Origin of the sequence: Sphingomonas faeni, assembly GCF_040407565.1 — a bacterium.
GTDB lineage: Bacteria > Pseudomonadota > Alphaproteobacteria > Sphingomonadales > Sphingomonadaceae > Sphingomonas > Sphingomonas faeni_F.
The window spans coordinates 268,295-291,330 of record NZ_JAPZPR010000001.1 but is presented as its reverse complement, the minus strand read 5'-3'; the positions used below and the strand labels follow the sequence as shown (position 1 = coordinate 291,330).

23 protein-coding genes and 1 riboswitch are annotated in these 23,036 nt (G+C 67.8%); of the genes, 6 read left to right on the top strand and 17 right to left on the bottom strand.

Translation table 11 applies throughout. The features are described from left to right. Nucleotides 1–138: 138 nt before the first annotated feature. The 3 genes from O6Y00_RS01080 (at nucleotide 139) to O6Y00_RS01070 (ending at nucleotide 4,671) form a co-directional block, all read left to right on the top strand. Complete coding sequence (locus tag O6Y00_RS01080) at nucleotides 139–1,686, top strand: CpaF family protein (RefSeq protein ID WP_353440828.1); 1,548 nt, start codon at nucleotides 139–141, stop codon at nucleotides 1,684–1,686. 307 nt (nucleotides 1,687–1,993) lie between these two features. Continuing rightward, nucleotides 1,994–3,211: a hypothetical protein gene (locus O6Y00_RS01075; protein WP_353440827.1), complete on the top strand. Its 1,218-nt coding sequence runs from the start codon at nucleotides 1,994–1,996 to the stop codon at nucleotides 3,209–3,211. Beyond that, nucleotides 3,211–4,671: a hypothetical protein gene (locus O6Y00_RS01070; protein WP_353440826.1), complete on the top strand. Its 1,461-nt coding sequence runs from the start codon at nucleotides 3,211–3,213 to the stop codon at nucleotides 4,669–4,671. The genes O6Y00_RS01075 and O6Y00_RS01070 overlap by 1 nt, the downstream gene beginning before the upstream one ends. Here the strand turns inward: O6Y00_RS01070 and O6Y00_RS01065 are convergent. Both O6Y00_RS01065 and phaR read right to left on the bottom strand, forming a co-directional pair. Continuing rightward, nucleotides 4,661–4,846 (bottom strand): hypothetical protein, encoded by a 186-nt coding sequence (locus tag O6Y00_RS01065; protein ID WP_353440825.1) that lies wholly within the window; start codon nucleotides 4,844–4,846, stop codon nucleotides 4,661–4,663. The genes O6Y00_RS01070 and O6Y00_RS01065 overlap by 11 nt on opposite strands. Before the next feature lie 3 nt (nucleotides 4,847–4,849). After that, nucleotides 4,850–5,386, bottom strand: coding sequence for a polyhydroxyalkanoate synthesis repressor PhaR (phaR, locus tag O6Y00_RS01060; protein WP_353440824.1), 537 nt, complete (start codon nucleotides 5,384–5,386; stop codon nucleotides 4,850–4,852). A 77-nt stretch (nucleotides 5,387–5,463) separates the two neighbouring features. On the opposite strand from phaR, the gene O6Y00_RS01055 reads away from it, so the two are divergent. Both O6Y00_RS01055 and O6Y00_RS01050 read left to right on the top strand, forming a co-directional pair. Continuing rightward, nucleotides 5,464–6,459: an alpha/beta fold hydrolase gene (locus O6Y00_RS01055; protein ID WP_353440823.1), complete on the top strand. Its 996-nt coding sequence runs from the start codon at nucleotides 5,464–5,466 to the stop codon at nucleotides 6,457–6,459. Nucleotides 6,460–6,492: 33 nt separating this feature from the next. Further along, nucleotides 6,493–7,680: an acetyl-CoA C-acetyltransferase gene (locus tag O6Y00_RS01050; protein WP_353440822.1), complete on the top strand. Its 1,188-nt coding sequence runs from the start codon at nucleotides 6,493–6,495 to the stop codon at nucleotides 7,678–7,680. A gap of 40 nt (nucleotides 7,681–7,720) precedes the next feature. Here the strand turns inward: O6Y00_RS01050 and alr are convergent, their stop codons facing one another. From alr to O6Y00_RS01020, 6 genes are all read right to left on the bottom strand, one after another. Then, a complete protein-coding gene (alr, locus tag O6Y00_RS01045; protein WP_353441379.1) occupies nucleotides 7,721–8,746 on the bottom strand; it encodes an alanine racemase in 1,026 nt (341 codons plus the stop codon). A 49-nt stretch (nucleotides 8,747–8,795) separates the two neighbouring features. After that, complete coding sequence (locus O6Y00_RS01040) at nucleotides 8,796–9,575, bottom strand: ABC transporter ATP-binding protein (RefSeq protein ID WP_353440821.1); 780 nt, start codon at nucleotides 9,573–9,575, stop codon at nucleotides 8,796–8,798. Next, entirely contained in the window at nucleotides 9,566–10,534 is a 969-nt protein-coding gene (locus O6Y00_RS01035) for a FecCD family ABC transporter permease (protein WP_353440820.1), read from the bottom strand. The genes O6Y00_RS01040 and O6Y00_RS01035 overlap by 10 nt, the downstream gene beginning before the upstream one ends. A gap of 145 nt (nucleotides 10,535–10,679) precedes the next feature. Further along, a complete protein-coding gene (locus tag O6Y00_RS01030) occupies nucleotides 10,680–11,474 on the bottom strand; it encodes an ABC transporter substrate-binding protein (RefSeq protein WP_353440819.1) in 795 nt (264 codons plus the stop codon). After that, nucleotides 11,471–13,348 (bottom strand): TonB-dependent receptor plug domain-containing protein, encoded by a 1,878-nt coding sequence (locus O6Y00_RS01025; RefSeq protein ID WP_353440818.1) that lies wholly within the window; start codon nucleotides 13,346–13,348, stop codon nucleotides 11,471–11,473. The genes O6Y00_RS01030 and O6Y00_RS01025 overlap by 4 nt, the downstream gene beginning before the upstream one ends. 118 nt (nucleotides 13,349–13,466) lie before the next feature. Next, a riboswitch (cobalamin riboswitch) is annotated at nucleotides 13,467–13,680 on the bottom strand. 163 nt (nucleotides 13,681–13,843) lie between these two features. Continuing rightward, the gene (locus O6Y00_RS01020) at nucleotides 13,844–15,907 is read right to left on the bottom strand and encodes a TonB-dependent receptor (protein WP_353440817.1); all 2,064 of its coding nucleotides are present in this window, start codon (nucleotides 15,905–15,907) and stop codon (nucleotides 13,844–13,846) included. Nucleotides 15,908–16,173: 266 nt separating this feature from the next. On the opposite strand from O6Y00_RS01020, the gene msrB reads away from it, so the two are divergent. Continuing rightward, nucleotides 16,174–16,623, top strand: coding sequence for a peptide-methionine (R)-S-oxide reductase MsrB (gene msrB / locus O6Y00_RS01015; RefSeq protein WP_353440816.1), 450 nt, complete (start codon nucleotides 16,174–16,176; stop codon nucleotides 16,621–16,623). A gap of 58 nt (nucleotides 16,624–16,681) precedes the next feature. Here msrB and O6Y00_RS01010 read toward each other — a convergent pair whose 3' ends face one another. The 9 genes from O6Y00_RS01010 to O6Y00_RS00970 form a co-directional block, all read right to left on the bottom strand. Further along, a complete protein-coding gene (locus tag O6Y00_RS01010; protein ID WP_353440815.1) occupies nucleotides 16,682–17,926 on the bottom strand; it encodes an NAD(P)/FAD-dependent oxidoreductase in 1,245 nt (414 codons plus the stop codon). Between the two features lie 138 nt (nucleotides 17,927–18,064). After that, nucleotides 18,065–18,289, bottom strand: coding sequence for a hypothetical protein (locus O6Y00_RS01005; RefSeq protein WP_353440814.1), 225 nt, complete (start codon nucleotides 18,287–18,289; stop codon nucleotides 18,065–18,067). Next, nucleotides 18,286–19,158 (bottom strand): aquaporin Z, encoded by an 873-nt coding sequence (aqpZ, locus tag O6Y00_RS01000; protein ID WP_353440813.1) that lies wholly within the window; start codon nucleotides 19,156–19,158, stop codon nucleotides 18,286–18,288. Before aqpZ ends, O6Y00_RS01005 begins: the two co-directional genes overlap by 4 nt. 113 nt (nucleotides 19,159–19,271) lie before the next feature. Beyond that, entirely contained in the window at nucleotides 19,272–19,556 is a 285-nt protein-coding gene (locus O6Y00_RS00995; RefSeq protein ID WP_353440812.1) for a CsbD family protein, read from the bottom strand. Nucleotides 19,557–19,579: 23 nt separating this feature from the next. Further along, nucleotides 19,580–20,980, bottom strand: a complete 1,401-nt coding sequence (locus tag O6Y00_RS00990; RefSeq protein WP_353440811.1) for a mechanosensitive ion channel — start codon at nucleotides 20,978–20,980, stop codon at nucleotides 19,580–19,582. Between the two features lie 78 nt (nucleotides 20,981–21,058). Then, complete coding sequence (locus O6Y00_RS00985; RefSeq protein WP_353440810.1) at nucleotides 21,059–21,421, bottom strand: hypothetical protein; 363 nt, start codon at nucleotides 21,419–21,421, stop codon at nucleotides 21,059–21,061. Nucleotides 21,422–21,618: 197 nt separating this feature from the next. Further along, the gene (locus O6Y00_RS00980) at nucleotides 21,619–22,293 is read right to left on the bottom strand and encodes an RNA polymerase sigma factor (protein WP_353440809.1); all 675 of its coding nucleotides are present in this window, start codon (nucleotides 22,291–22,293) and stop codon (nucleotides 21,619–21,621) included. 162 nt (nucleotides 22,294–22,455) lie between these two features. Then, nucleotides 22,456–22,599, bottom strand: coding sequence for an entericidin A/B family lipoprotein (locus O6Y00_RS00975; protein ID WP_353440808.1), 144 nt, complete (start codon nucleotides 22,597–22,599; stop codon nucleotides 22,456–22,458). 134 nt (nucleotides 22,600–22,733) lie between these two features. After that, nucleotides 22,734–22,916: a CsbD family protein gene (locus tag O6Y00_RS00970; protein ID WP_353440807.1), complete on the bottom strand. Its 183-nt coding sequence runs from the start codon at nucleotides 22,914–22,916 to the stop codon at nucleotides 22,734–22,736. Between the last annotated feature and the right edge of the window lie 120 nt (nucleotides 22,917–23,036).

The window sequence follows — 23,036 nt, the reverse complement described above, 5'->3', positions numbered from 1 at the left end:
GTCTTCGGGGAGTTATCGATAGCGATCAACCCTCCCCGCGACTGAGCGAAGCACCGTGTTTCCTCCGTGGGCGGTTTGGTTAGCGAATTATCAAGCCTTCGCGCCTAACCCATGGGACAATCATCCAGGGGTTTGGGCATGAGCGCATTCGGGCGTCGTAGTGGCATGAGCGGGGGGCAGACCGGGGCGCAAGCGGCGCGTCCGGCATTCGGCGTCGCGCGTCCGATGCAGGGGGGCGGTCCGGCACCGCGTCCCGAGCCCGAAAGTGGGTCGCAGTTTCCGCCGCTCGAATCGATGCCGATGCCCGGCGAGAATGACGGCGTCGGGCTCGGGACGATGCCCGCCGGCCAGATCGATGCGATGCAGCGGCTGTCCGATCGCCAGAATGCGAGTGGCGAGGCCGGCAACAGTCGGACCGAGGGCTTCGAACAGTCGATCCACAAGATCAAGGAACAGGTCCTCCCGCGCCTCCTCGAACGCGTCGATCCGGAGGCTGCGGCGACGCTCAACAAGGACGAACTGGCGGAGGAGTTCCGCCCTATCATCGGCGAGGTGCTCGCCGAGCTGAAGCTGACGCTCAACCGCCGCGAACAGTTCGCGCTCGAAAAAGTGCTGGTCGACGAGCTGCTCGGGCTCGGGCCGTTGGAAGAGCTGCTGGCGGATCCGAACATCACCGACATCATGGTGAACGGTCCCGACCAGACCTATGTCGAGCGGAAGGGCAAGCTCGAGCTCGCGCCGATCCAGTTCCGCGACGAGGAGCATCTGTTCCAGATCGCACAGCGGATCGTCAATTCGGTCGGCCGCCGCGTCGACCAGACCTCGCCGCTCGCCGATGCGCGCCTCAAGGACGGCTCGCGCGTCAACGTGATCGTGCCGCCGCTGTCGCTTCGTGGCACCGCGATCTCGATTCGTAAATTTTCTGCCAAGCCGATCACCCTCGACATGATGGCCGGGTTCGGCTCGATGTCGCCGAAGATGGCCACCGCGCTGAAGATCGCAGGGGCCTCGCGGTTCAACGTGGTGATCTCGGGCGGTACCGGCTCGGGCAAGACGACGATGCTCAACGCGCTGTCGAAGATGATCGACCCCGGCGAGCGCGTGCTGACCATCGAGGACGCGGCCGAGCTTCGCCTGCAACAGCCGCACTGGCTCCCGCTCGAAACGCGCCCGGCCAATCTCGAGGGACAGGGCGAGATTTCGATCCGCGATCTCGTGAAGAACGCGCTGCGTATGCGCCCGGACCGGATCATCCTGGGCGAAATTCGTGGCTCCGAGTGTTTCGACATGCTCGCGGCCATGAACACCGGTCACGACGGCTCGATGTGCACGCTCCACGCCAACTCTCCCCGCGAAGCCTTGGCGCGTATGGAGAACATGGTGATGATGTCCGACATCAAGGTGCCCAAGGAAGCGATCTCGCGCCAGATCGCGGACTCGGTCGAGCTGATCATCCAGGTGAAGCGCCTGCGCGACGGCTCGCGCCGCGTCACCAACATCACCGAGGTGATCGGCATGGAAGGCCCGGTGATCGTCACGCAGGAGCTCTTCAAGTTCGAATATCTCGACGAGAGCGCCGACGGGAAGATCCTGGGCGAGTACCGGTCGATGGGGCTCAGGCCCTATACGCTGGAGAAGGCCAAGCAGTTCGGGTTCGACCAGGCGTATCTTGAGGCGTGCCTGTAAGCGCGGCCGCTACCTGATTGCACTCGAACATACCGAATACCACGCCGCAGGTGACGGAGGGGGAGGACGCGGTACGCCGGTTCGCACTTCCTCCCCCTCCGTCCGACGAGCGCCAGCTACCTCCCCTTGGCGGGGTAGGATTGCCGACCTACTTTTGCGCGTAAGAAAACGAGGAGACTGTTTCCCCATGAGGCGCGCGCGGACTGCCACCAGGCACGAGCACGCCGTTACGGCGGTAGGGTAACCACCTTCCGCGCAAAGCCGGCCCGCTTGTACGCTGCCGCCGAACCGCTAGGGACAGCCGAACATGCGCCGCGCCCTATTCGCCCTCGTCCCGTTGCTCGCGGTCCTCGTCGTCTCCGCGCGCGCGCCAGTCGCGTCCGTCGCCACCATCCCTCCAGCCGCCCGAGACCGCGGCACCTACGCCCTCGCGACCGACGCCGAGGCACGCTGGGTGCCGTTCGACATCACCCCAGGCAACCAGATCCGCTTCGCGATGCAACTCGACGGCCGTGACGTCAGCGCGATCCTCGATACGGGCGTCAGCTACACGTTGCTCGCAAAAGCCTCCCCCGCGCTCGACCGAACCAAGCTGGTCGCGGGCGGCAGCGCCACCGCAATAGGCGGATCGGTCGCACTCGGCTGGATGCCGACCCGCACGATACAGTTAGGCGGCCTCTCGCGCATCGGCGGCGGCGTCACGGTCGCCGACCTCCCCGCGATCGCTACCGGCAGCGCCGCCGCAGTCGACGTGCTCGTCGGCGCCGACATGCTCGCCGGCCACGCGCTCGACATCGACTACGCCGCGCATCGCTTCCGCCTGATCCGCACGGGCCGCCTCCCGTTCAGGGGCGAGACCGCCCCGTTGCGGGTCTCGTCGGAACGCAGCGTCTACGAAAGCGCGATCACGCTCGGAGGCCGGCGACTGGTACCGATCGTGGTCGACACCGGCGACGGCTCCGCAATCACTGTGACCGCGGCGGGCTGGCAGGCCGCCAACCTCCAAGGGCTGCGATCGACGACCACGATTTCGTTCGGGCTCGCCGGCCCCGCCGTCAGCGGCCTGGCGATCGTCCCCGAACTCCACGTCGGCGAGATGCTCGCCCGCGCCGCCGAAGTCCGCATCGAACCCGCGGGCGGCTTCTCCCAGGCGATCGGCACCAACGGCCGGATCGGGTCGGGCTTTCTTCAGAACTACCGCGTCCTGCTCGATCCCGGCGCGCGCCGCATGGTGCTCAGCCGTGGACCCAAGGCCGATATGCCGCCGCTCCGCTCGACCAGCGGGCTGCTCGTCGGCATCGAGAAGGACCGGTTGAAGGTGCTCCACGTCATGCGCGGCGGCCCGGCCGTGGCGGCCGGCTGGAAGGAGGGCGAGACGATCTGCATGATCGATGGCGCACCAATCCCCGCCGACTATCCGACTAACCCGCTCGCTGGATGGTCGGCCGGCACCCCCGGTCGGGTGGTCCGGCTGGGCCTGTGCGACGGACCGACCCGCAATCTGACACTCGAAAGCTTCTACTGATGCTGCGTAATCATTGGGTGCGGGCGCTGATCCTGCTGCTGGTCGCGCTGGCGATCCGCGCCTGGGATTTCGGCAACCCTGTCATCAAGGTCGACGAGCAATATTATCTGCTCGGCGGCGACCTGATGCTGCGCGGGGCAGTGCCGTTCCTCGACATCTGGGACCGCAAGCCGCTCGGCCTGTTCGTGCTGTTCGCCGGCATCCGCCTGTTGCCCGGCAACGGCATCCTCGCCTATCAACTCGCCGCGACCCTGTGCGCCTGGGTAACCGCGATCGTCGTCGGACGCGCTGCCAGGACGATCGGCGCGAACGATCGCGCCGCACTCGCGGCGGGGGCAGTCTATCTCGCCAGCATCTCGCTGGTCGGCGGCGGCGGCGGGCAGGCGCCGGTCTTCTACAATCTGCCGATGGCGATCGCCGGGTTGCTGACCCTGCAGTTACCCGCGAAAGCGGCGGCGGGCCGGACCGGCGCAATCGTCGCGAGCGGTATCGCCGCCTGCCTGCTCGCCGGGATCGCGATCCAGCTCAAATACACGCCGATGTTCGAAGGCGCCTTCTTCGGGCTCGCGCATATCTGGTTTTTCCGGCGGTCGGGCGGATCCTGGGTGATGCTCGTCCCCGCAGCCGCGATCTGGGCTCTGATGGGCCTCGCGCCGACGCTGGCCGCGATCGGCTGGTATCTCGCCAAGGGGCCGGCGGCGTTCGACGCATTCTGGTTCGCCAATTTCGCCTCGATCACCCTGCGTCGCGGCTATCCGGCGGGACAGCTCGCGATGCGACTCCTGGGAATCGCAGGGCAGCTTTCACCGCTGCTGATCGCCGCGATCCTGACGTGCCGGGCCCGACCGAGGGACGGCGTGCCCGGCGCCACGAGGGTGACCGCCTTCGCATGGCTCGGCGCGGCGCTTGTCGGCTTCTTGGCGATCGGTACGTTTTTCGATCATTACGCGTTGCCGCTGGTCGCCCCGCTCGCGATCCTCGCCGCGCCGACGCTCGGACGGTCGGTACGCATGCTGGCCCTCGCGCTCGCGGTTCCCGCCGTCATCCTGATCGTCGAGCGCATCGTCAATCGCAGCGACGTCGCCGGCGCCTACCGCGTCGCGCACATCGTCGCGGCAAACAGCGGCACCGAATGCCCGTACGTCTTCATCGGCGACACGATCACCTACCACCTTGCGCACGCCTGCGTGCCGACGCCCTACGCCTTCCCCAACATGCTCGCCTATGCGACCGAACAGGGCGCGACGGGGATCGACGAAGCCGCCGAAGTACGCCGCGTCCTGGCCGCTCGCCCGCCGGTCATCGTCACCTCGGACCGGCGCTTGTCGATCTGGAACCCCGGCAGCCTGCACGCGGTCAAGGCCAGCCTCGCGCGCGACTACCGCCCGGTCTTCACCACCCCGCGCAACACGTGGCACACCGTCGTCTATCTGCGGAACGACCGTCCACTCAGACCTTGAACGCCAGCCCCAGCGTTACCGCCAGAGCGATCAGCGACAGCATCTGTACCGTCGGCCAGTCCACCCAGCCGACCGAATCCGGATCGTGCCGCCGTCGCCGACGCCGTTCGCCCAGTCCGGCGACGACGGCGAGCGCGGCCAGCCCGCCGCTCGCACTCCACAACCAAGTCGCCATCGGTCAGCCGAGCTTCTCGACCTTTTCCTGCAACTTGGCGAGTTCGGTGCGCAAGGCGGCGATCTCGTCGTCCTTGCTCGCGGCCGGCACGGGGGCGGCCGGCTTCAGCGCCTGCGCCGCGACGTCGAACATCTCGAGATTGCGCTTGGCAATATCGGCGAACGGCGAATTCGCGAACGCGCCCTCGACCGCGGACTTGAACTGGTCGTGATTGCGACGGAAGCTGTCCATCGACGCCTCGAGATACCCCGGCACCATCGTCTGCATCGAATCGCCGTACATCGAGATCAGCTGGCGGAGGAAGTTCACCGGCATCATCGTCTCGCCACGGCTCTCCTCTTCCATGATGATCTGTGTTAAGACGTTGTGCGTGATGTCCTCGTCGGTCTTCGCGTCGACCACCTTGAAGTCGCGCCCCTCGCGGGTCATCGTCGCGAGATGATCGAGCGTGATGTAGGATGAGGACTCGGTGTTATAGAGCCGCCTGTTGGCGTACTTCTTGATAATGACGATTCCGTCGGCCGCCGGTTGCTTCTTCATGGATCCCCCGTCTTATGTTTGAAACGGAGGCTACAGTCTTTGATGACGCACCGCAACAAGGACCGAGGCCCTTACCCTTGTTCCTGTCCGTGCTGCGCAGCGAGACCGCAGCATCGCCCGAACGGATGGCCCGCGCACTAGCCGGACTACGCGCGTATCAGGCCGCCCCACGAGAGGAGCGCTCCGATCCGATGCCCGCGATCCACCGTGCCGGGCGGGTTTCCTTACGCGATTACGGTGGCACCGGACGCCCCGTGGTGTTCGTCCCGTCGCTGATAAACCCCCCTGAAATCCTTGACCACTCGTCCGAGTCTTCGCTGGTGCAATGGATTGCGGCGCAGGGGTTTCATACCTGGCTGCTCGACTGGGGATCGCCCGGCAGCGCGGACCGCGACCTCGATCTCGCGGCACATGTCGAGCGGTTGCTGGTGCCGCTGCTCAGAACGCTGCCCGAGCCGCCGGTCCTCGTCGGCTATTGTCTCGGCGGCACGCTGGCAATCGGGGCTGCCGCCATCACCCCCACAGCCGGCGTCGCGACGATCGCCGCCCCCTGGCACTTCGAGGGCTATGGCGATGGCCGGCCCGCGCTCGCCGCGACCTGGGCCGCGGTGCGACCCGCCGCGGCGATGCTCGGCCTGCTCCCGATGGAAGTGCTTCAGGCCGGCTTCTGGCAACTCGACCCTGCGCGCACGGTCGCCAAATACGAAGTCTTCGCCGATCTTGCCCCAGACAGCGACGCAGCGCGCGCGTTCGTCCGACTCGAGGACTGGGCGAACGCGGGTGCCCCCCTACCCTACGCCGCCGCCGCGTCGCTGTTCGAGGACTGCATCGCCAACGACCTGCCCGGCAAAGGCCGCTGGGTCATCGCCGGCACCCCGGTCGATCCGCTCACACTAGCCTGCCCCACCGTAGAGTTCGTATCGCTAAGCGACCGCATCGTCCCCGCCGCCACCGCGATCGGCCTCGCCGATCGCCGGGATCTCGGCATGGGCCATGTCGGCATGATCGTCGGACGCAGCGCCCGCGCACGCCTGTGGGAACCGCTCGCCAACTGGATCGCCGCGCTCGACTGACCTACATGGGGTCCAAACACAGAGGACCCCGACATGACCGACCAGCTTCCCACCGACGTCGTCATCACCGCCGCCAAGCGCACCCCCGTCGGCAGCTTCCTCGGCGCGTTCGCTGCCACGCCCGCGCACGAACTCGGCCGCATCGCGATCGAAGCCGCACTCGAACAGGCGGGCGTCGCCGGCGAAGACGTCTCCGAAGTCATCCTCGGTCAGGTCCTCACCGCTGCGCAAGGCCAGAACCCAGCCCGCCAGGCCTCGATGGCCGCCGGCGTGCCGAAGGAGATCCCAGCCTGGGGCGTCAATCAGGTCTGCGGTTCGGGCCTCCGCGCGGTCGCACTTGCGGCCCAGGCGATCCAGACCGGCGACGCGACCATTGTCGTAGCGGGCGGCCAGGAATCGATGTCGCTCTCCGCGCACGCGCAATCGATCCGCGGCGGCCAGAAAATGGGCAATCTCAGCCTCGTCGACACGATGGTCAGCGACGGCCTGACCGACGTCTTCAACGGCTATCACATGGGCATCACCGCCGAGAACCTCGCCGAGCAATACCAGGTTACGCGCGGCGAGCAGGACGCCTTCTCCGTCGCCTCGCAGAACAAAGCCGAGGCCGCGCGCGGCTCGGGCCGCTTCAAGGACGAGATCGCCCCCGTCACGATCAAGGGCCGCAAGGGTGACACGGTGGTAGCCGACGACGAGTACATTCGCGCCGGCGCAACGATCGAGAGCGTCTCGGGCGTGAAGCCCGCGTTCAAGAAAGACGGCACCGTTACTGCCGCCAACGCGAGCGGCCTCAACGACGGTGCCGCCGCACTGGTCATGATGCGCCGCGACGAAGCCGAACGCCGCGGCTCGACCATCCTCGCGACGATCAAGAGCTGGGCCTCGGCCGGCGTCGACCCGTCGATCATGGGCATCGGCCCCGTCCCCGCCACCCGGCGCGCTTTGGAGAAAGCCGGCTGGACGCTAGCCGACCTCGACCTGATCGAAGCCAACGAAGCCTTCGCTGCCCAGGCCCTGTCGGTCGGCAAGGAACTCGGCTGGGACGCATCGAAGGTAAACGTCAACGGCGGCGCGATCGCGATCGGCCACCCGATCGGCGCCAGCGGCGCCCGCGTCCTGACGACGCTGATCTACGAGATGCAGAAGCGCGATGCGAAAAAGGGGCTCGCGACGCTGTGCATCGGCGGCGGGATGGGCATCGCCATGTGTATCGAGCGGTAAGGTTCGCTCCTCGACCGGCCGTTCGTCACGACGCGGCCGGTCAGGACCATGACCGGGAATAGCGCGCGCCCATCCCGGTCAGCAGTTCATATTGCGACATGCCCGACAGCGCCGCGGCGTCGGGCAGTGCGAAATCAAGTGCGATCCACGCGCCTTCCTCGATATCCGCGACCGCGGTGACGTCGATCGCGAGCAGGTCCATCGACACCCGGCCGATCACCGGCACAGGCTTGCCGCCTGCCAACGCGCTGCCACGGTCCGAGAACCCGCGGAAATAGCCGTCGGCGTAACCGAGGTTGATGATCGCGATCTCCGTATCGGAGGACGCGGTCCAGGTTGCGTTGTAGCCGACGGACTCGCCGGCCACGACGCGACGCCGCTGCAGAATCTGCGCCTCGGGGGTTACGACGGGCTGGATCGCTCCGGTCAGTTCGGCGCGGGGAATGCCGCCGTACACTGCCAATCCGGGCCGGGTCAGATCGAACGCAAAGCCATCGAGCGTGATACCGGCGGAATTGGCGAGGCTCATCCGCCGTGCCGACGTCGTTCCGGCGAGCGTGGCGAAGGCGCTCCGCTGCCGCGCGTTCATGGCCGAATCCTCGTCCGCGCAGGCGAGGTGGCTCATCAGCGTTTCCAGGGCGAGGCCGTCGAGCAATCCGGCGGCGACGTCGTCTTTGGCGATGCCAAGGCGGTTCATGCCGGTGTCGACCATCACATCGCACGGTCCGCCGCCTGCGGCTTTCCAGCGCGCGACTTGCACGGCGGTGTTCAGCACGGGCCGCGCAAAGCCCGCGGCGGCGGCGGGCATGTCCTCGTCGCGCACGCCGTGGAGCACGGACACGGTCAAGTCCAGCGGGGCGAGTTCGGCCGCCTCCTGCCAGTTCGACACGAAGAAATCGCGGCAGCCTGCATCGGCCAGTCGGCGCGCGACCTCGAGTGCACCCAGACCGTAGCCGTTTGCCTTGACCGCCGCGCCGCATGCCGCGGCACCGCTCATCCGATCGAGCGTACGCCAGTTCTGGGCGAGGGCGTCGCCGTCGAGGCGCAGGCGGAGCGGGGCGGGTATGTCGATCACTGGGCGCGGGATAGTGCGCCGGGCCGGGCGCGTCGACCGTCTATGCGGTTTCGATGCGCCCGACCGGCACGAGCAGGCGGCAGCCTCCATCCTCCAGCAGGGCGACGCGAACCCCGAACACCTGCGCGAGCGTGTCGGGCGTGAGGACGTCGGCGACCGGACCGAACGCGACCACCCTGCCGTCCGCGATCAGCAGCGCGTCGTCCGCCGCGCGCTGCGCCTGGACGAGGTCGTGGAGCACGATCACCACCCCGGCCCCGCCGCCCGCATAGGTGCGCAGGCGAGCGAGCAGGTCGATCTGGTGCGAGGGATCGAGGCTGGCGAGCGGTTCGTCGGCGAGCAACCAGCGCGGTTCTCCGGCGAAGACGCGGGCGAGCAGAACGCGGGCGCGCTCGCCGCCCGACAGTTCGCCGACCGGACGATCAGCCAGGTGAATCGTCTCGGTGTCGTGCATCGCCCGGTCGACGATCGCGCGGTCTTCCGCGGACGGCGCGGCATGTGCGCCGAGATGCGGCATGCGGCCGAGCGCCACGACGTCCCGCGCGACGATGTTCCAATGGACCGTCGCGTCCTGCGGAAGGTAGCCGATCGCGCGGGCTCTCGCGCGTGGATCCATAGCCCGGACGTCCTGTGTGTCGAGCCGGACGCTGCCCCCGCTACGATCGACCAGTGCCGCCGCGGCCTTGACGAGCGTACTCTTGCCAGCGCCGTTGGGGCCGAGGATCGCAGTGACGCGACCGGGCTTGAGATGCGCGGACACATCGTGGAGGACGGTGCGCTTGCCCAGCTTCACGGCCAGCCCGTCGATGATCAAATCCATGCGCGGCCTCGTTCCTTGACCAGCAACCCGAGGAAGAACGGCGCACCGATCAGCGCCATCGCGACGCCGAGCCGGACTTCGCCGGCACCGGGTGCCAGCCGGACCAGGCTGTCGGCGGCGAGCACGAGCGCCGCGCCGCCGAATGCCGAGGGCAGCAACAGCGCGCCGGGGCGGTGACCGAAGATCGGGCGCAACAGATGCGGCACGACCAGTCCGACGAAGCCGATCACGCCGGTCGTCGCGACGCCCGCGCCGACGACGAGGCCGGTGCCGAGCACCACCAGCAGGCGGACGCGGCCCATCCGGATGCCGAGCGACCGCGCCGCCGCCTCGCCCAGCGACAGCGCGTCGAGCGAGCGGCCGGTGACCATCAGCAGCACCGCGCCGAGCAGCATCGGCGGCAGCGCGAGGTTCACGTCGTCCCACCCGCGATCGGTCAGCGCGCCCATGATCCAGTCGATCACCTCGGCGACCGCATAGGGGTTCGGGGCGATCGAGATCAGGAACGCGGTCAGCGCGCCGGCGAGGCTGGCGAGCACCGTGCCGGCGAGGATGAAGGTGATCGCGCTCGGCGACCGCCACGTCAGCGCGGCGAGCAACGCGACCGCGCTGCCGGCCCCGACCATCGCCGCGGCGAAGATCGCGGGGCCGGACCCGACCCCGAACAGAATCGCGGCGACCGCGCCGAGCGCTGCGACCGAGGACACGCCGACGATCGCAGGGTCGGCCAGCGGGTTGCGCAGATAGCCCTGCAGGACCGCGCCCGAGAGCCCCAGCGTCGCGCCGAGCGCAAGGCCGAGGACGGCGCGCGGCAGGCGGAGTTCGAGGATGATCCACCAGCGCGGGTCGCTGGAGAACCAGGCGGACAGCGGCACCCACACTTTGCCGCAGCCGAGCGAGAAGCCGAACAGGGCGACGACGAGGAAGCCGAGGGCGACGAGTTTGTGCGTGCGGGTCATCACAGGTCCACCCCATACAGACCGAACACCACCCCGGCGAAGGCCGGGGCCCAGTTGGGGGACGATCGTGACTGGGGGCAGCGCTGTATCATTCCGGCCTTTCCAACTGGGCCCCGGCCTCCGCCGGGGTGGTATGCATCCGTTGTCACAGCCCCGCCCTTATAAATGCGAGCCGTTCCAGCGCCGGCGGAATCGTCGGCCCGCCGCAGTTGATCAGCACGCGTGGGAAGACGGCTTGCGGCGTACGCGGGAGCAGGCGGTGGCGGAGCGCGATGCCGCGGCTGGCGCGTTCGGAAGCGATCACAACAGCCGGCGGCCGCGTCACGATCGTCTCGGCGGACAGCGTCCCCGTATGCGACAGTCCGTACGTCGCGGCGGCGTTCCGGAACCCGACGCGCGTCATCATCTCGTTCAGCAACGTGCTCCCCCCGGTCGCGAGATCGCCGCTGATGTAGAGCAACGCGCTAGGCGATGGACCGGTCTTGCGGCTCCAGCGCGTCACCGCGCGATCGATCTCGGCGTTGATCCGCATACCGCCAGCCGGCGCGCCGACCGCATCGGCGATCTGCGTCACCTGCGCCTGGCTCTCCGCGATCGAATCGGGAATGCCGAGCAGCAGCGTCTTCAGCCCCGCCCGCGCATAGGCCGCCTGCGTCGCGGGCGGCGTATACGTGCTGGCGATCACCAGATCGGGGTGCAGCGCGATCACCTCCTCCGCAGTCCCCGCGGTCGCGCGAAACCGGCGCGCGACGTCGAGCGGGATCGAGGTCGCCGACGGATCCTGCGAATAGTGGCTGATCGCCGCGATCCGCGACGCGGGCAGGATGCGGACCAGTACCGCGTCCACGCACGGATTGGTCGAGACGATCCCCCCGCCGCCGCTCGGCGGCGATGCGCAGCCCCCGAGCAGAAGGACGAGAAGGATCGCCCCGCGCCTCACTTCAACCGCAACCGCACGCCGCCATAGGCCGCGCGGCCATAGGTGCCGTAGCCGGTGATCGTCTGGTAGCTTGCGTCGGTGACGTTATCGACGCGGCCATAGACCGCGAACCGCTCGCCGATCGGCAGTTCGGCGCGGATGCCGCCGATCGCGTACCCGTCGATCCGCGTGGTGTTGCCGGCGTCGTTGAAGCTGTCGCCGACCATCGTCACGGTCCCGCCGACCGCGAGCCCGAAGGCGAAGCGATAGTCTGCGTTGACGCTGGCGGTCTGCTTGGGGCGACGCGCCAGATCGTTGCCGAAATTCGCGCCGACCGAGCGGTTCTCGGTATCGATATAGCTGTAGTTGGCGGTCAGCGTCAGCGCGTCGACCGGACGCAGCGCGAGCGACACCTCGACCCCGTCCGCCTCGGCCCGCGCGACATTGTCGTAGACGCCGAACGGGCGATCGACGCACTCCGCCCCGATGCAGTCGCGGAAGTCGATCTGGTTGCGCGTGCGGCGGTTGAAATAGGTGACGCCTACGCGCGCCCGGTCGCCGAGCAAGGTCTGCTCGACGCCGACGTCGAAGTTGCGCGCGGTCTCCGGATCGAGGTCGGGGTTCCCGTAGTCGGAGAACAGCTGGTACAGCGTCGGTGCCTTGAACCCCTCGCCATAGCTCGCGCGGAACGTGGTGCCGGTCCGCAACGCCAGTGCCGCATTCGCGCCGAACGTCGTGCGGTTGCCGAAATCCTCGTGATCGTCGTTGCGGACGCCGCCGGTCAGCGTGAGGATATCGACCGGCTTGACGATCAACTGCCCGTACACGCTGGTGATGCCGGTATCGGCATAGCTGAAGCCGTCATTGTAGCGGCTGTTCTCGCGCTCGACGCCGGCGACCACGCGGACCCGATCGAGCGGGCGGAAGTCGCCCTGATACTCGTAGCGCTCGCTGCGGCCGCGACCGATGAACGACACGTCGCCGCCCGGCTGCAAATAATTGTCGCGGTTGATGTCGGCGATCGTGAACGCGACGCGGTTGTTGAACCGGCCATCGGCAAAGTTCGCGTGCAGCCCCGCATAGCCATAGACTTCCTGCGTGGTGCCATAGGCAGGACTGTCCGCGACCACGAACGTCTTCGGGTCGAACCCATCGTCGATGTCGACGCGGCTGTCCGCGAAATAGCCGCGCAGGTCGAGGCCGATACCCGGTGCGAACTCGACACCCAGCCGCCCGGTCGCGCCGTACTGGCGATACCCGTCGCGCTCGGTGCCGCTCGCCGCCGACGAGATGCCGTCGCTGCGCAGATACCCGCCGGTCAGCGAGCCTGACACCGGGCCGCTCTTGCCCGAGACGCCTCCGCTCGCGAACACGCTGTCGGCATAGCCATATTCGGCGTTCGCGCGTGCCTGCACGCCTTCGGTCGGCGTCGCGGTGATGATGTTGACGACGCCGCCGATCGCCTGGCTGCCCCACGGTACCGAGTTCGGCCCGCGCAACACCTCGATCCGCTCGACCGAGCTCGATAGCAAGTTGCCGAAATCGAACCCACCGCCGGTCGACGAGGGATCGTTGACGCGCACGCCGTCGATCACGACCAGGGTCTGGTCCGATTCCGCGCCGCGGATCCGCACGCTGGTCAGCGCACCGATCGTGCCGTTGCGCGTGACCGTCACGCCCGGCGTGGTCGCCAGCAGGTCGGACACGATCGTGGTCTGGCGGCGCTCGATCTCGGCACGGTCGATCACCGTCACCGCCTGACCGACTTCGCTCGCGGGCTGCGCGACGCGAGAGGCGGTGACGACCAGTTCGGGCGTGTCGCTATCGGGAATGTCCTGTGCGTAGGCGGGCGACGCGATCGCTGCGGCGCTCAGGAAAAGGAAGAATTTCGTCATCGGGCACGTCCTGACCAGAACCGCCTGCGACCATTCGCAGTACGGCCAGACGTCTCTCGCTCGAGGATGCCCCAACACGACGGAGCTACTCGTCCGCGCCGGAGCACCCGCCCGCGCAGTGGATCGACCGTGAGAGGCAGGTCTCCTGGCTTCCGGGTCTTCGCGCCCACCCCGCCTTCCCAAGTCGAAACCCAGTGGCATATCGGGGTGGCCGCTATCCGGTCACAGTTGCGGGGACAGCGCCGGTCTTGCGGACCTGGTCATGACGACCCTCCCGCGCACCGGCTTCCCTTTTGATCCCGTCGCCGGGAACCCTTCACGAGTCCGCCATTAGTCGCGCGTCCTGCACGGGTCAACGCGAGGCCTACTTATCCTCCCCCGCCAGGGGGAGGTGGCGCCGAAGGTGACGGAGGGGGAGGACACAGAACGTCGGTTACCCCTTTCCTCCCCCTCCGTCTGGCGAGTGCCAGCCACCTCCCCCTGGCGGGGGAGGATTCACCGCCCGCCGTACCGCAGCCCCACCCAGATCGTCCGCGGGGTCGCGCGCTCGACGATGTTCGCCCCGCTGATTCCCGCCTCGACGCGCTCGTTCAACATATTTTCCGCGCGCAGTTCGGCGACCAGCGACCGCAGGATCGGGAGTGCCGCATAGCCGTCGAGCGTGGTCGCGGGCGCGAGCACCCGCGTGTTCTGGTCGTCGTCGAATTGCCGGCCGATATGCCGCACCGTCAGCGACAGCGCCGCCGCATCGTGCCGCCAGTCGACCGTCCCCGATACCGCATCGCGCGGAGTCTGCGCAGGTCGCAAGCCGTCGAGCGCGGCAGTGATCCCCGATCCCTCTACCGTCGAATTGGTATGCGACCACGACGCCTGCATACCGAACGGCCCAGGTCGATACGCCGCATCCAGTTCGAATCCCTGCGCGCGGATCGCATCGAGGTTCTGGCGGACGCGGTAGGTCGTTACCCCCGGCAACACCTGCGGCGGATTGGTCGTCGTGACGTTGGCGATCGCTACCTTCAGCCGGTTGTAGAAATAGGTCGCGGCGATGCTCACGCCCGGCGCCGGCGTCAGCGTGACGCCGCCCTCGACCCCGGTCAGCCGCTCGGGCGACAGCCCCGCATTCGCCGCAGTCGCGTCATTGCCGACGCGGAACGGGCGATAGAGTTCGTTGAGCGTCGGCAACCGCCACCCGCGATACCCTGCCGCGCGCAGCGTGATCGCCTCGACCGGCTGGTATGCCACGCCCGCCCGCCCGGTGGTCTCGCTGCCGTCGCGATCGGCGTAGCGCAGATCGGTCAACGCCGCGCCGCCGGTGGTTGGCCGTTCGGACAGATAGCCGCCGTCGATCGACCACCAGTCCACGCGCGCGCCAAGACTGAACGTGAAGTCCCCCGCGACCACGCTGCCATCGGCGAAGACGCCCGTCGTCGTCGTGCTGCCACCCGCTTCGCGCCGGCGCGTCGGTACCGCCGAGACGAACGTGTACAGCTCCTGCGTCTTGCCGCTGACATCGCGCACGTCCGCACCCAGCCGCAGCGTGATGCTCTTACCCAGCGGCGGCAGGATCTCGATCCGCCCGCCCAGCCCCGTCGCGGGGGTATTATACTGGTTCAGCGACTGGATCGCGGTCGTCCGCGCGGCATTGATGCTGTTGAAGCTGCTCGCGAACGCCCGCGTCTGCACATAGGCGAGCGCGGAATAGCTCCAGTTGCCGCGCCCGATCAGCCGGATGCTGGCATCGGCGCCCTCGCTCTTGTTGCCCGTGAACGCCGACCCGCGATCGCGCCGGTCGGTGAACGCGCTCGCGTTCATCTGCAGTTCGGTCTTCGCGCCGATCCCGACCACGGTGCGCAGCGCACCCGACGCCTGTTCGTACGGCGCGGCGCGATCGACGATCCCGCGGCTCGCCTCGACGGTCGGCGTAAAGCCGTCGCCGCGCGCATACGCCGCCGAGAGCGTGGCGAACCCCGCCCCCCGCACCAAGGCCGCCGAGCCCTGCGTGTCGACGGAATCGCGGCTGCCATAGGCGACGCTGCCCTGGAACGGCGATACTGCATCGGGCGTCGCGCTCTCAAGCTCGACGGTCCCGGCCAGCGCGCCCGGCCCCTGATACCCGCTACCGCCACCACGCGTCACGCGGATGCGCCCGAGCCGCCCGGTCGCATAGGCCGGGAACGCCACCCACCCGCCGAACGGATCCGCCTGCGGCACGCCGTCGAAGATCAGCAGCGCCCGGCTCGACGCATTCCCACCGATGCCGCGCAGCGAAATCCCCTGGCTGGTCGGGTTGGCGCTGCGCGAGTCCGATCGTCGAAACTGCTGCAGCCCGGCGACGTCGGCGAGCACGCTTTCCAGCCGGTTGCTGGCATTCGCTTCGATCCGGTCGCGGTCGATCGTGACGATATCATACGCCCGGTCACCCGGCGCATCTGCCAGTCCCCGGCCGGTGACCACGATATCGGCCGTATCTCCGGCAGCGGTGGCGGTCGATTGCGCCGCCGCGCCGCCAGACGAAACGAGCAGGACGGCGAACGCGCAAAGCGGTGTACGAATCATCGCGGTCGCATGGCAGCTTTTCGTGCGACCCGAAACACGGGCCTGGCGTATGATCGTAGCGCGACATCACGGCGGTCCGTGCACGAGCCCGATAGGCCCCCCTGGCGTGGCCATCCGGTCAGGCATCGCGCGGCAAAGCCGATTGCGTGCGCCGGTATCGGCAAGGCCGCGAGGCGCCCTATATAAGCGGGGTCAACCTGCCGGTCGACGGCGGCCGGGCCGCATCGAACGGCCAACCGGCGCGCTCCTGCGCCCTTGAGGATAGCATGACCGATTACAGGAAAACCGACGCGGCGATCGCCGCGCTCAATCCCGAACAATTCCACGTGACCCAGCAAAGCGGCACGGAGCGGCCGGGCACCGGCGCGTATCTTCATACCAAGGAGCCGGGTCTGTACGTCGACATCGTCTCGGGCGAGCCGCTGTTCGCCTCGGCCGACAAGTTCGATTCGCATTGCGGCTGGCCGAGCTTCACCAAGCCGATCTCCCCCGCCAACGTCGCCGAACTCCATGATCGCAGCCACGGCATGACGCGCACCGAGATCCGCTCGGCGGGCGCGGACAGTCATCTGGGCCATGTCTTCCCGGACGGCCCGACCGATCGCGGTGGCCTGCGCTACTGCATCAACTCCGCCTCGCTGCGCTTCGTGCCGCGCGACGCGATGGAGGCTGAAGGCTATGCCGATTACATCCCCCAGGTGGACGACGCGGGCTGACACCAGAGCGCAAACGCGGGCGGTACGGTGCCAACCGTGCCGCCTCCAGCATTCGGGCTCACACCCGTTCGGGTACCGGGGCGAGCGCCTTGAGCGGCTGAGAAACGTCGCCGAGAACCGCCAGATCGGCCGCGATCCGCCCCGCGACCAGCGCCTTGCCCTGGACGAAATCGCGGACGAGATTGACGGCGTCGACGGCGATCACCCGCCCGCGCTTGCGGTAGATCACCGAGAACGCGCGCGACGCCGGATCGCCGCGGACCACCAGATCGTCATGGCCTGCCGATAATCCAACGGTCTGCAGCTTCAGATCATACTGGTTCGACCAGAACCATGGCACCGCGGCATAGGGCGTGCCGGCGCCGACGATCGATTGCGCGACGACGACCGCCTGGTCGTTCGCGTTCTGCACCGATTCGAGCCGGATCGTCGCACCGTGCGCAAAGTCGTTGGCGTGCAGCGCGCAATCGCCGATCGCGTGGATGTCGGGCAGGCTCGTGCGGCACAGCGGATCGACCGCGACGCCGTTGCCGCCCTCTGCGCCCGCCTCGATCAGCGGACCGACCGCCGGCACGATGCCGATCCCGACGATCACCAGATCGGCCGGCAGCACCGCGCCATCGGCCAGACGGACACCACATACGCGTCCGTCACGCTCCTCGATACACGCCACCTGGGTTTGCAGGCGGATATCGACGCCGTGCGCGCGGTGCTCGGCTTCGTAGAAGCGTGACAGGGGTTCGCCCGCGACCCGCGCGAGCACGCGGTCCTGCGCTTCGACGACAGTCACCGCCTTGCCGAGCGTGGTCAGCACCGCCGCCGCCTCCAGCCCGATATAGCCGCCGCCGATTACAACCACCCGGTCCACCGCCGGCAGTTCGGCGATGATCCGGTCGACATCAGCCCGGCTGCGAACCGAATGGACGCCGTCCAGGTCGTGCCCTGCGCAGGTCAGGCGGCGGGCATGGCCACCGGTCGCCCATACCAGCGTACCGTAGTCGAGCGTGAAACCGTTCGCCCCCTCGATCCGGTGCGCAACCGGATCGACCCGATCGACGCGTTGGCCGAGCAGCAGTTCCACGGCGCGGTCGCCCCAGAACGACGCCGGCCGGATCAGGATGCGCTCGAACGGCTTGGCGCTCGAGAGATATTCCTTCGACAGCGGGGGCCGCTCGTACGGAAGGTCGCGTTCCTCGCCGACGATCGCGATCGAGCCCGCAAATCCGCGCTGGCGCAACGCGATCGCACAGTGCGCACCGGCATGCCCGCTGCCGACGATCACGACGTCGAACCGACGACCCATTCGATACTCCCTCGCGTCGCTGCACCATGCTTCGGTCTGCCTTACCGCAAAAGATGCCGCTCGTGCCGATCGTTTTGCATCGCGCGCGCTAGACAAGCATGATCGCTATATCGCCCGCGCTCTCCGTGGCGGGCGCCGTCACTTGGGAGGGGGCGGCCGAACGTGGATGTCGGCCGCCGACGGGACGACGCGACGCGGCGACGATCGTGACCTGCCGGCGTGGGACCAGAGAGAGACGCCGATGATCGCCACAGCGGCGACGACCAGCGCATAGCCGAGCGCCTCCCCCATCCCGCGAACCGGATCGTCGGTATCCCAGAACGCGTCCAGCGGGTCGCGATCCTCCTGCGATCCCGTCGTCATCGCCGGCCGCCATTGGCGGGAGCACGGTCGTTCTCGACCATCATCTCGACCGGCGTGTCGCTGATCGGGCCTGGCGATTGATCGCCGTCATGATGGGCGAACAGCCACCGTCCGAGCAGGCCCGCAAGCGCGGCGCCGAGCAACGGTGCGATCCAGAACAGCCAGAGCTGCGACAGCGCCCAGCCGCCCATGAACAGCGCCGGCCCCGTGCTGCGCGCCGGATTGACCGACGTATTGTCGATCGGGATCGACACGAGGTGGATGAGCGTCAGCGCCAGGCCGATCGACAGCGGCGCGAACGCACCCGCCGAGCGCGGATCCGTCGCACCGAGGATGACGAAGAGGAACCCGCCGGTCAGCACCGCCTCGGCGATGAACGCGGTCGCAGCGCTGTAGCCGCCGGGCGAATGCGCGCCGAAGCCGTTGGCCGCAAAACCGCTCGCGACCAGATCGAACCCGCCATGGCCCGATGCCAGCGTCGCGAGCAACGCGCTGGCGAGGATCCCGCCGACGACCTGCGCGACGACATAGCCCGGCAGGTCGCGTGCCGGAAATCGGCCGGCGACCGCGAGGCCGAGGCTGACCGCCGGGTTGAAGTGGCCGCCCGAGATGAACCCGACCGCGAACGCCATCGTGAACACCGTCAACCCGAACGCCAGCGCTACCCCCGCCATGCCGATCGAGCCCGGCACGCCGGCGCCCGCCGCGAGCACGGCTGCACCGCATCCTCCGAGCACCAGCCAGAAGGTGCCGATCACCTCGGCGACGAGACGCCGCGCCGTCGCGACGGGACGCGGGCGGGAAGGTTGCGCCCCGGTAAAGCGAGCGGACACCGGCGACGGGTCATCGATCCTCTGGTCATCGATCATCGGGTGAGCCTTGCAGACCGAACGAAGCGGCGTTCGGCGATCAACTGGAATGGAACGTGACGATGGGAAGGGCGACCTCCGGCCACCCTTCCCCCGCTTCCGGCGTCAGGCGGTCACTCGCCCCGCAGCGTGTTGAGCAAGGCGATGCCGAGCACGCCGGCGATCGCGGCCGCCGCGAACGGGCGTTCGCGCGCGAACTGACGGACCGTGTCGATCAGCGGACGGATGCCGTCCTCGACCGCTTCGACCGCATCGCCGACTGCCTTCTGCACCGTCCCGCCGACCTGATCGGCCACGCCGTCGGCCTGCAGCGACCGGTCGCCGATCGCACCGCCGACGGTTTCCTTGATCTTGCCGCCGAACGTGCCGGCCGTACCTTCGAGACTATCGATGTCCATGGTGTATCTCCTTGCTTGTGGAATTAGTTGAACGGCGTGTCGGAGGTCGACGACGTCTGGGACGGGGCCGGATCGGACTGCTGCGTATGCAGACCCCCTTCGGTCGGGCGATCGGTCGGACGATCTGCCAGACGATCGTCAGCCTTCGGCTCACGCCTGGTCGAGTCGAGCAAGGTCTTGACCGCCTGCCCGGCCGCGTCGCGACCCCCCAGACCGAACGCCAGCGCGAAGGCGACCGCGATCGCGCCGAGGATCAGGCCGAACGCCAGGTTGATGATGTCGTCCGCCAGCCCCATGAAGCGCAGGCCGATCGCCGTGCCGAGCACGATGATCGCGATCCGCACCACCGGCGCGGCGACGCGCGTGCCGGCATCGCCGTTGCGCTCGATCGCATGCGCGATCAGCCGGGCGATCGTTACCGATGCGAAGATGATGATCGCGCCGAACACGACCTGCCCGAACAGCGTCAGCACCTCCGCCATGATCTGCGAGCCATAGGCGAAGTTCAGCTGCCGGAAGGCCTCCATCAGCCCGAAGATCAGGATCGCCACGAACGCACCCGTGCCGACCGCCTTCGACGGCACGATCGCCATCGTGGTTTCGCCTACGGTCGTCTCGCCCGTGTCGGTCGAGGATCCAAACAGGCCCAGCGACCGCACCGTACGATCGAACCCGGCGGTGGCGAGGAACTGGGTCAGCAGGCGCGAGGCGAACTTGGCCAGTACATAGGCGACCGCGAGGATCATCGCGGCGGCGATGACGTGCGGGATCGCGTCGAGGATGATCCGCAACATCGCCGTGGCGGGCTGCGAGATCGCCGCGATGTTCAGCGTGTCGAGCGCCGCGATCGAGACCGGGATGATGATGAGTGCGAAGACGATCGCCCCGATCGTGCGGGGCAGCATCGTCGGGTCGCTCGGCACCGTGCCACCGACGCGAGTCGAGAACTGCTCGACATGACTGGCGGTGACGACCGCTTCGACTGCCTTGCGCGCGACCTTGGCCAGCACATAGCCCAGAAAGAAGATCAGCCCGGCGCCGATGATCCGCGGCACGGCCTGGCCGAACCCGCGCAGCATGTCGCCCAGCGGCCCGCTGGCACCGGTCAACCCCAAGGGCTGGGTCGCGAGAAACAGCGCGATTAGCAGTACGATCCAATACGCCGCGTCGCCAACCTGTACGCCGATCGTCGACGGATGCCGGATGTCGGCGCCCGGCTCGTTGGCGTGGCGCGCGAGCGGCGTGCGGTTGATCAGCTTGGCGACGCCCCATTTGACGCCCCGCGCGATCGCCCAGCCGATCCCGAGGATGACGAGGGCCGCCAATACGCGCGGCCCCCATATCTCGACAAAGCCCCAGGCCTGCGACCCAAAATCGCGCGTGTTCGACACGATCATGCCTCCCGCGTCGTCTATACCTTCCATCGAACTCATCCCTGTCGTTATTCGGTATTTACCGTGTCTTGCTGTTTGCCGGCGCCCGGCGCGCTGCGTCGCCGCGCCTCAGAGCGGCGAAGCGGGATCCGTCAGAATGCCGCAACCTGCCGCAGCCTTGCCGACTTCGAGCGGCACCTTGGGATCCTTCACCTGCCCCGCCACCCGAATGAAATCGCCGACCGTCAGGCGTCCGGGCGTGGTGTCGCCGTCACGCGAGGCGCGGGCGGCGCGACCGAGCTGCTGCAGCTGGCCGATCGACAGATTGGCTTCCAGCCGATCCCCGACGCACTGCGACTGCGCGGGCTGGAACCCGTAGCCCTCGAGCGACGTGGCGATCTTGGCCGACGGATTGACGCAGCCAGCGACGGCCAGGATGCCGATCGCCCCTGCCAAGAGTCCAAGCGAGCGATTTGCAGATATATTGATCATGAATACTATGTCCTTGGCTGTTCGACTTCGTGCGCAGGTCGTGCTCGGCCCTGCGACAAATGACCGTGAAGTATTCAACGCCGCTCGCAGTTTTGGTATCCGAGGTATGTTTGCACCAGAATGGGTATAATATGCTCAATTATCACGTTTTTTTGGCCAACAGGATGGCGTGGTAGCGGGCTGCGCGGTGCGTCAGCCTACCCGATCATGACACCGTCCCATTTTCGTCCAGTGGGAGGGATGGCGCGCGACACGGATCGCCCCGCTACCGGCCGGGATACGGCGACTGGCGCGGCTGCCGATCGCAAAGGTTTCGATCGCGATCCGCCGCTGCCGACCCGCAGCGACTGGTCGCCGCCGTCGATCAACTGCCCCAGGCGTGTCCGGCCGCGACGGACCCAGCTTTTGTAGGTGTTGACGGGGATGTCGAGCGCGGCGGCGCCGTCTTCCACCGATACCCCTTCGCTCGCCATCATGACGGCGCGTCGATGACCGCGGTTGAGATGGTCGAGCGCGGACAGGGCTTCTTTCAGTTCGAGTGCCATATGCTGCGCAGGCGCGCTGGCCTGAAGCTGTTCGACAATGTCGTCGGCCACGTCGACGTCATGCCGCCGACGTCGCACGGACGTGAGGAACGTGTGCCGCATGACGGTGCGCGCCCATGCGACGAAGTTGCTGCCGGCCGCAAACCGGTGACGCGCACGCCAGCATTTGAGACAGGTGTCCTGCATCAGATCATCGGCGTCGGCGCTCGATGCCGAAAGCCGTGCCGCGTAACGCCGGAGCGCTGACGCGTTATGTGCCAGCAGATCGGCAAAGCTCGCCTCGTCCATGCTCTGGATCGAAGGCCGCGGATTTTGAATACCGGACATGTCGCCGCTTTTCCGGCGCTCCGACGATCGGCTCGGGCGGTCTCGCTCTTGCTGATTGCGGTCCACGACCCCGTCCTGCCCCTCGGCCCCGGCTATCGCGGAGACGGTCGCGGAGCTCGGCCAAGGTGCGGACGCCTGACGCATCCGCACCACGACCCGATCCTACTTCTTCTTGCCGTTCTCACCCGATGCCTGGGACACCGCGGTGCCGGCCGACTTCACGTCCTTGCCGACGCCGTTGACGGTGTGGCAGCCGGCGAGGGCCAGGCCGGTTGCGACCAGGGCGAGCGTTGCTGCGTGCTTCATGATTGTTCTCTTTCGTTCGGTTGGAAGTATCGTTGACGATGGATTGTCCCGGCCGGCGAACGTCGCCGACGCATCAGGGAGGACGGAGCACGACACCGCCGTTCGCGGGCGCTCATCCGGCCGAAGTGTGCGCGTCAATCCTTCGTCGCACCCTTGATGGCATCTTTTGCCTTACCGATAGTCGCCTGCGCCTTGCCTGCAGTCTTCTCGGCCTTGCCTTCGGCCTCGGTTGCGATGTTCCCGGTCAGTTTTCCGATCGCTTCCTTGACCGAACCCTTGGACTCTTTTGCGAGACCTTCCACGCGATTCTTGTCCATGATCGTCTCCACAACGAGATTTGACGGTATACTGAACCGTCGCTCATCTGGCACTTCGGAAACCGGTCGGGTAGATCGTAAACTACTATGCGGGACGGTATTTATGCGCCAGCAGGTTGG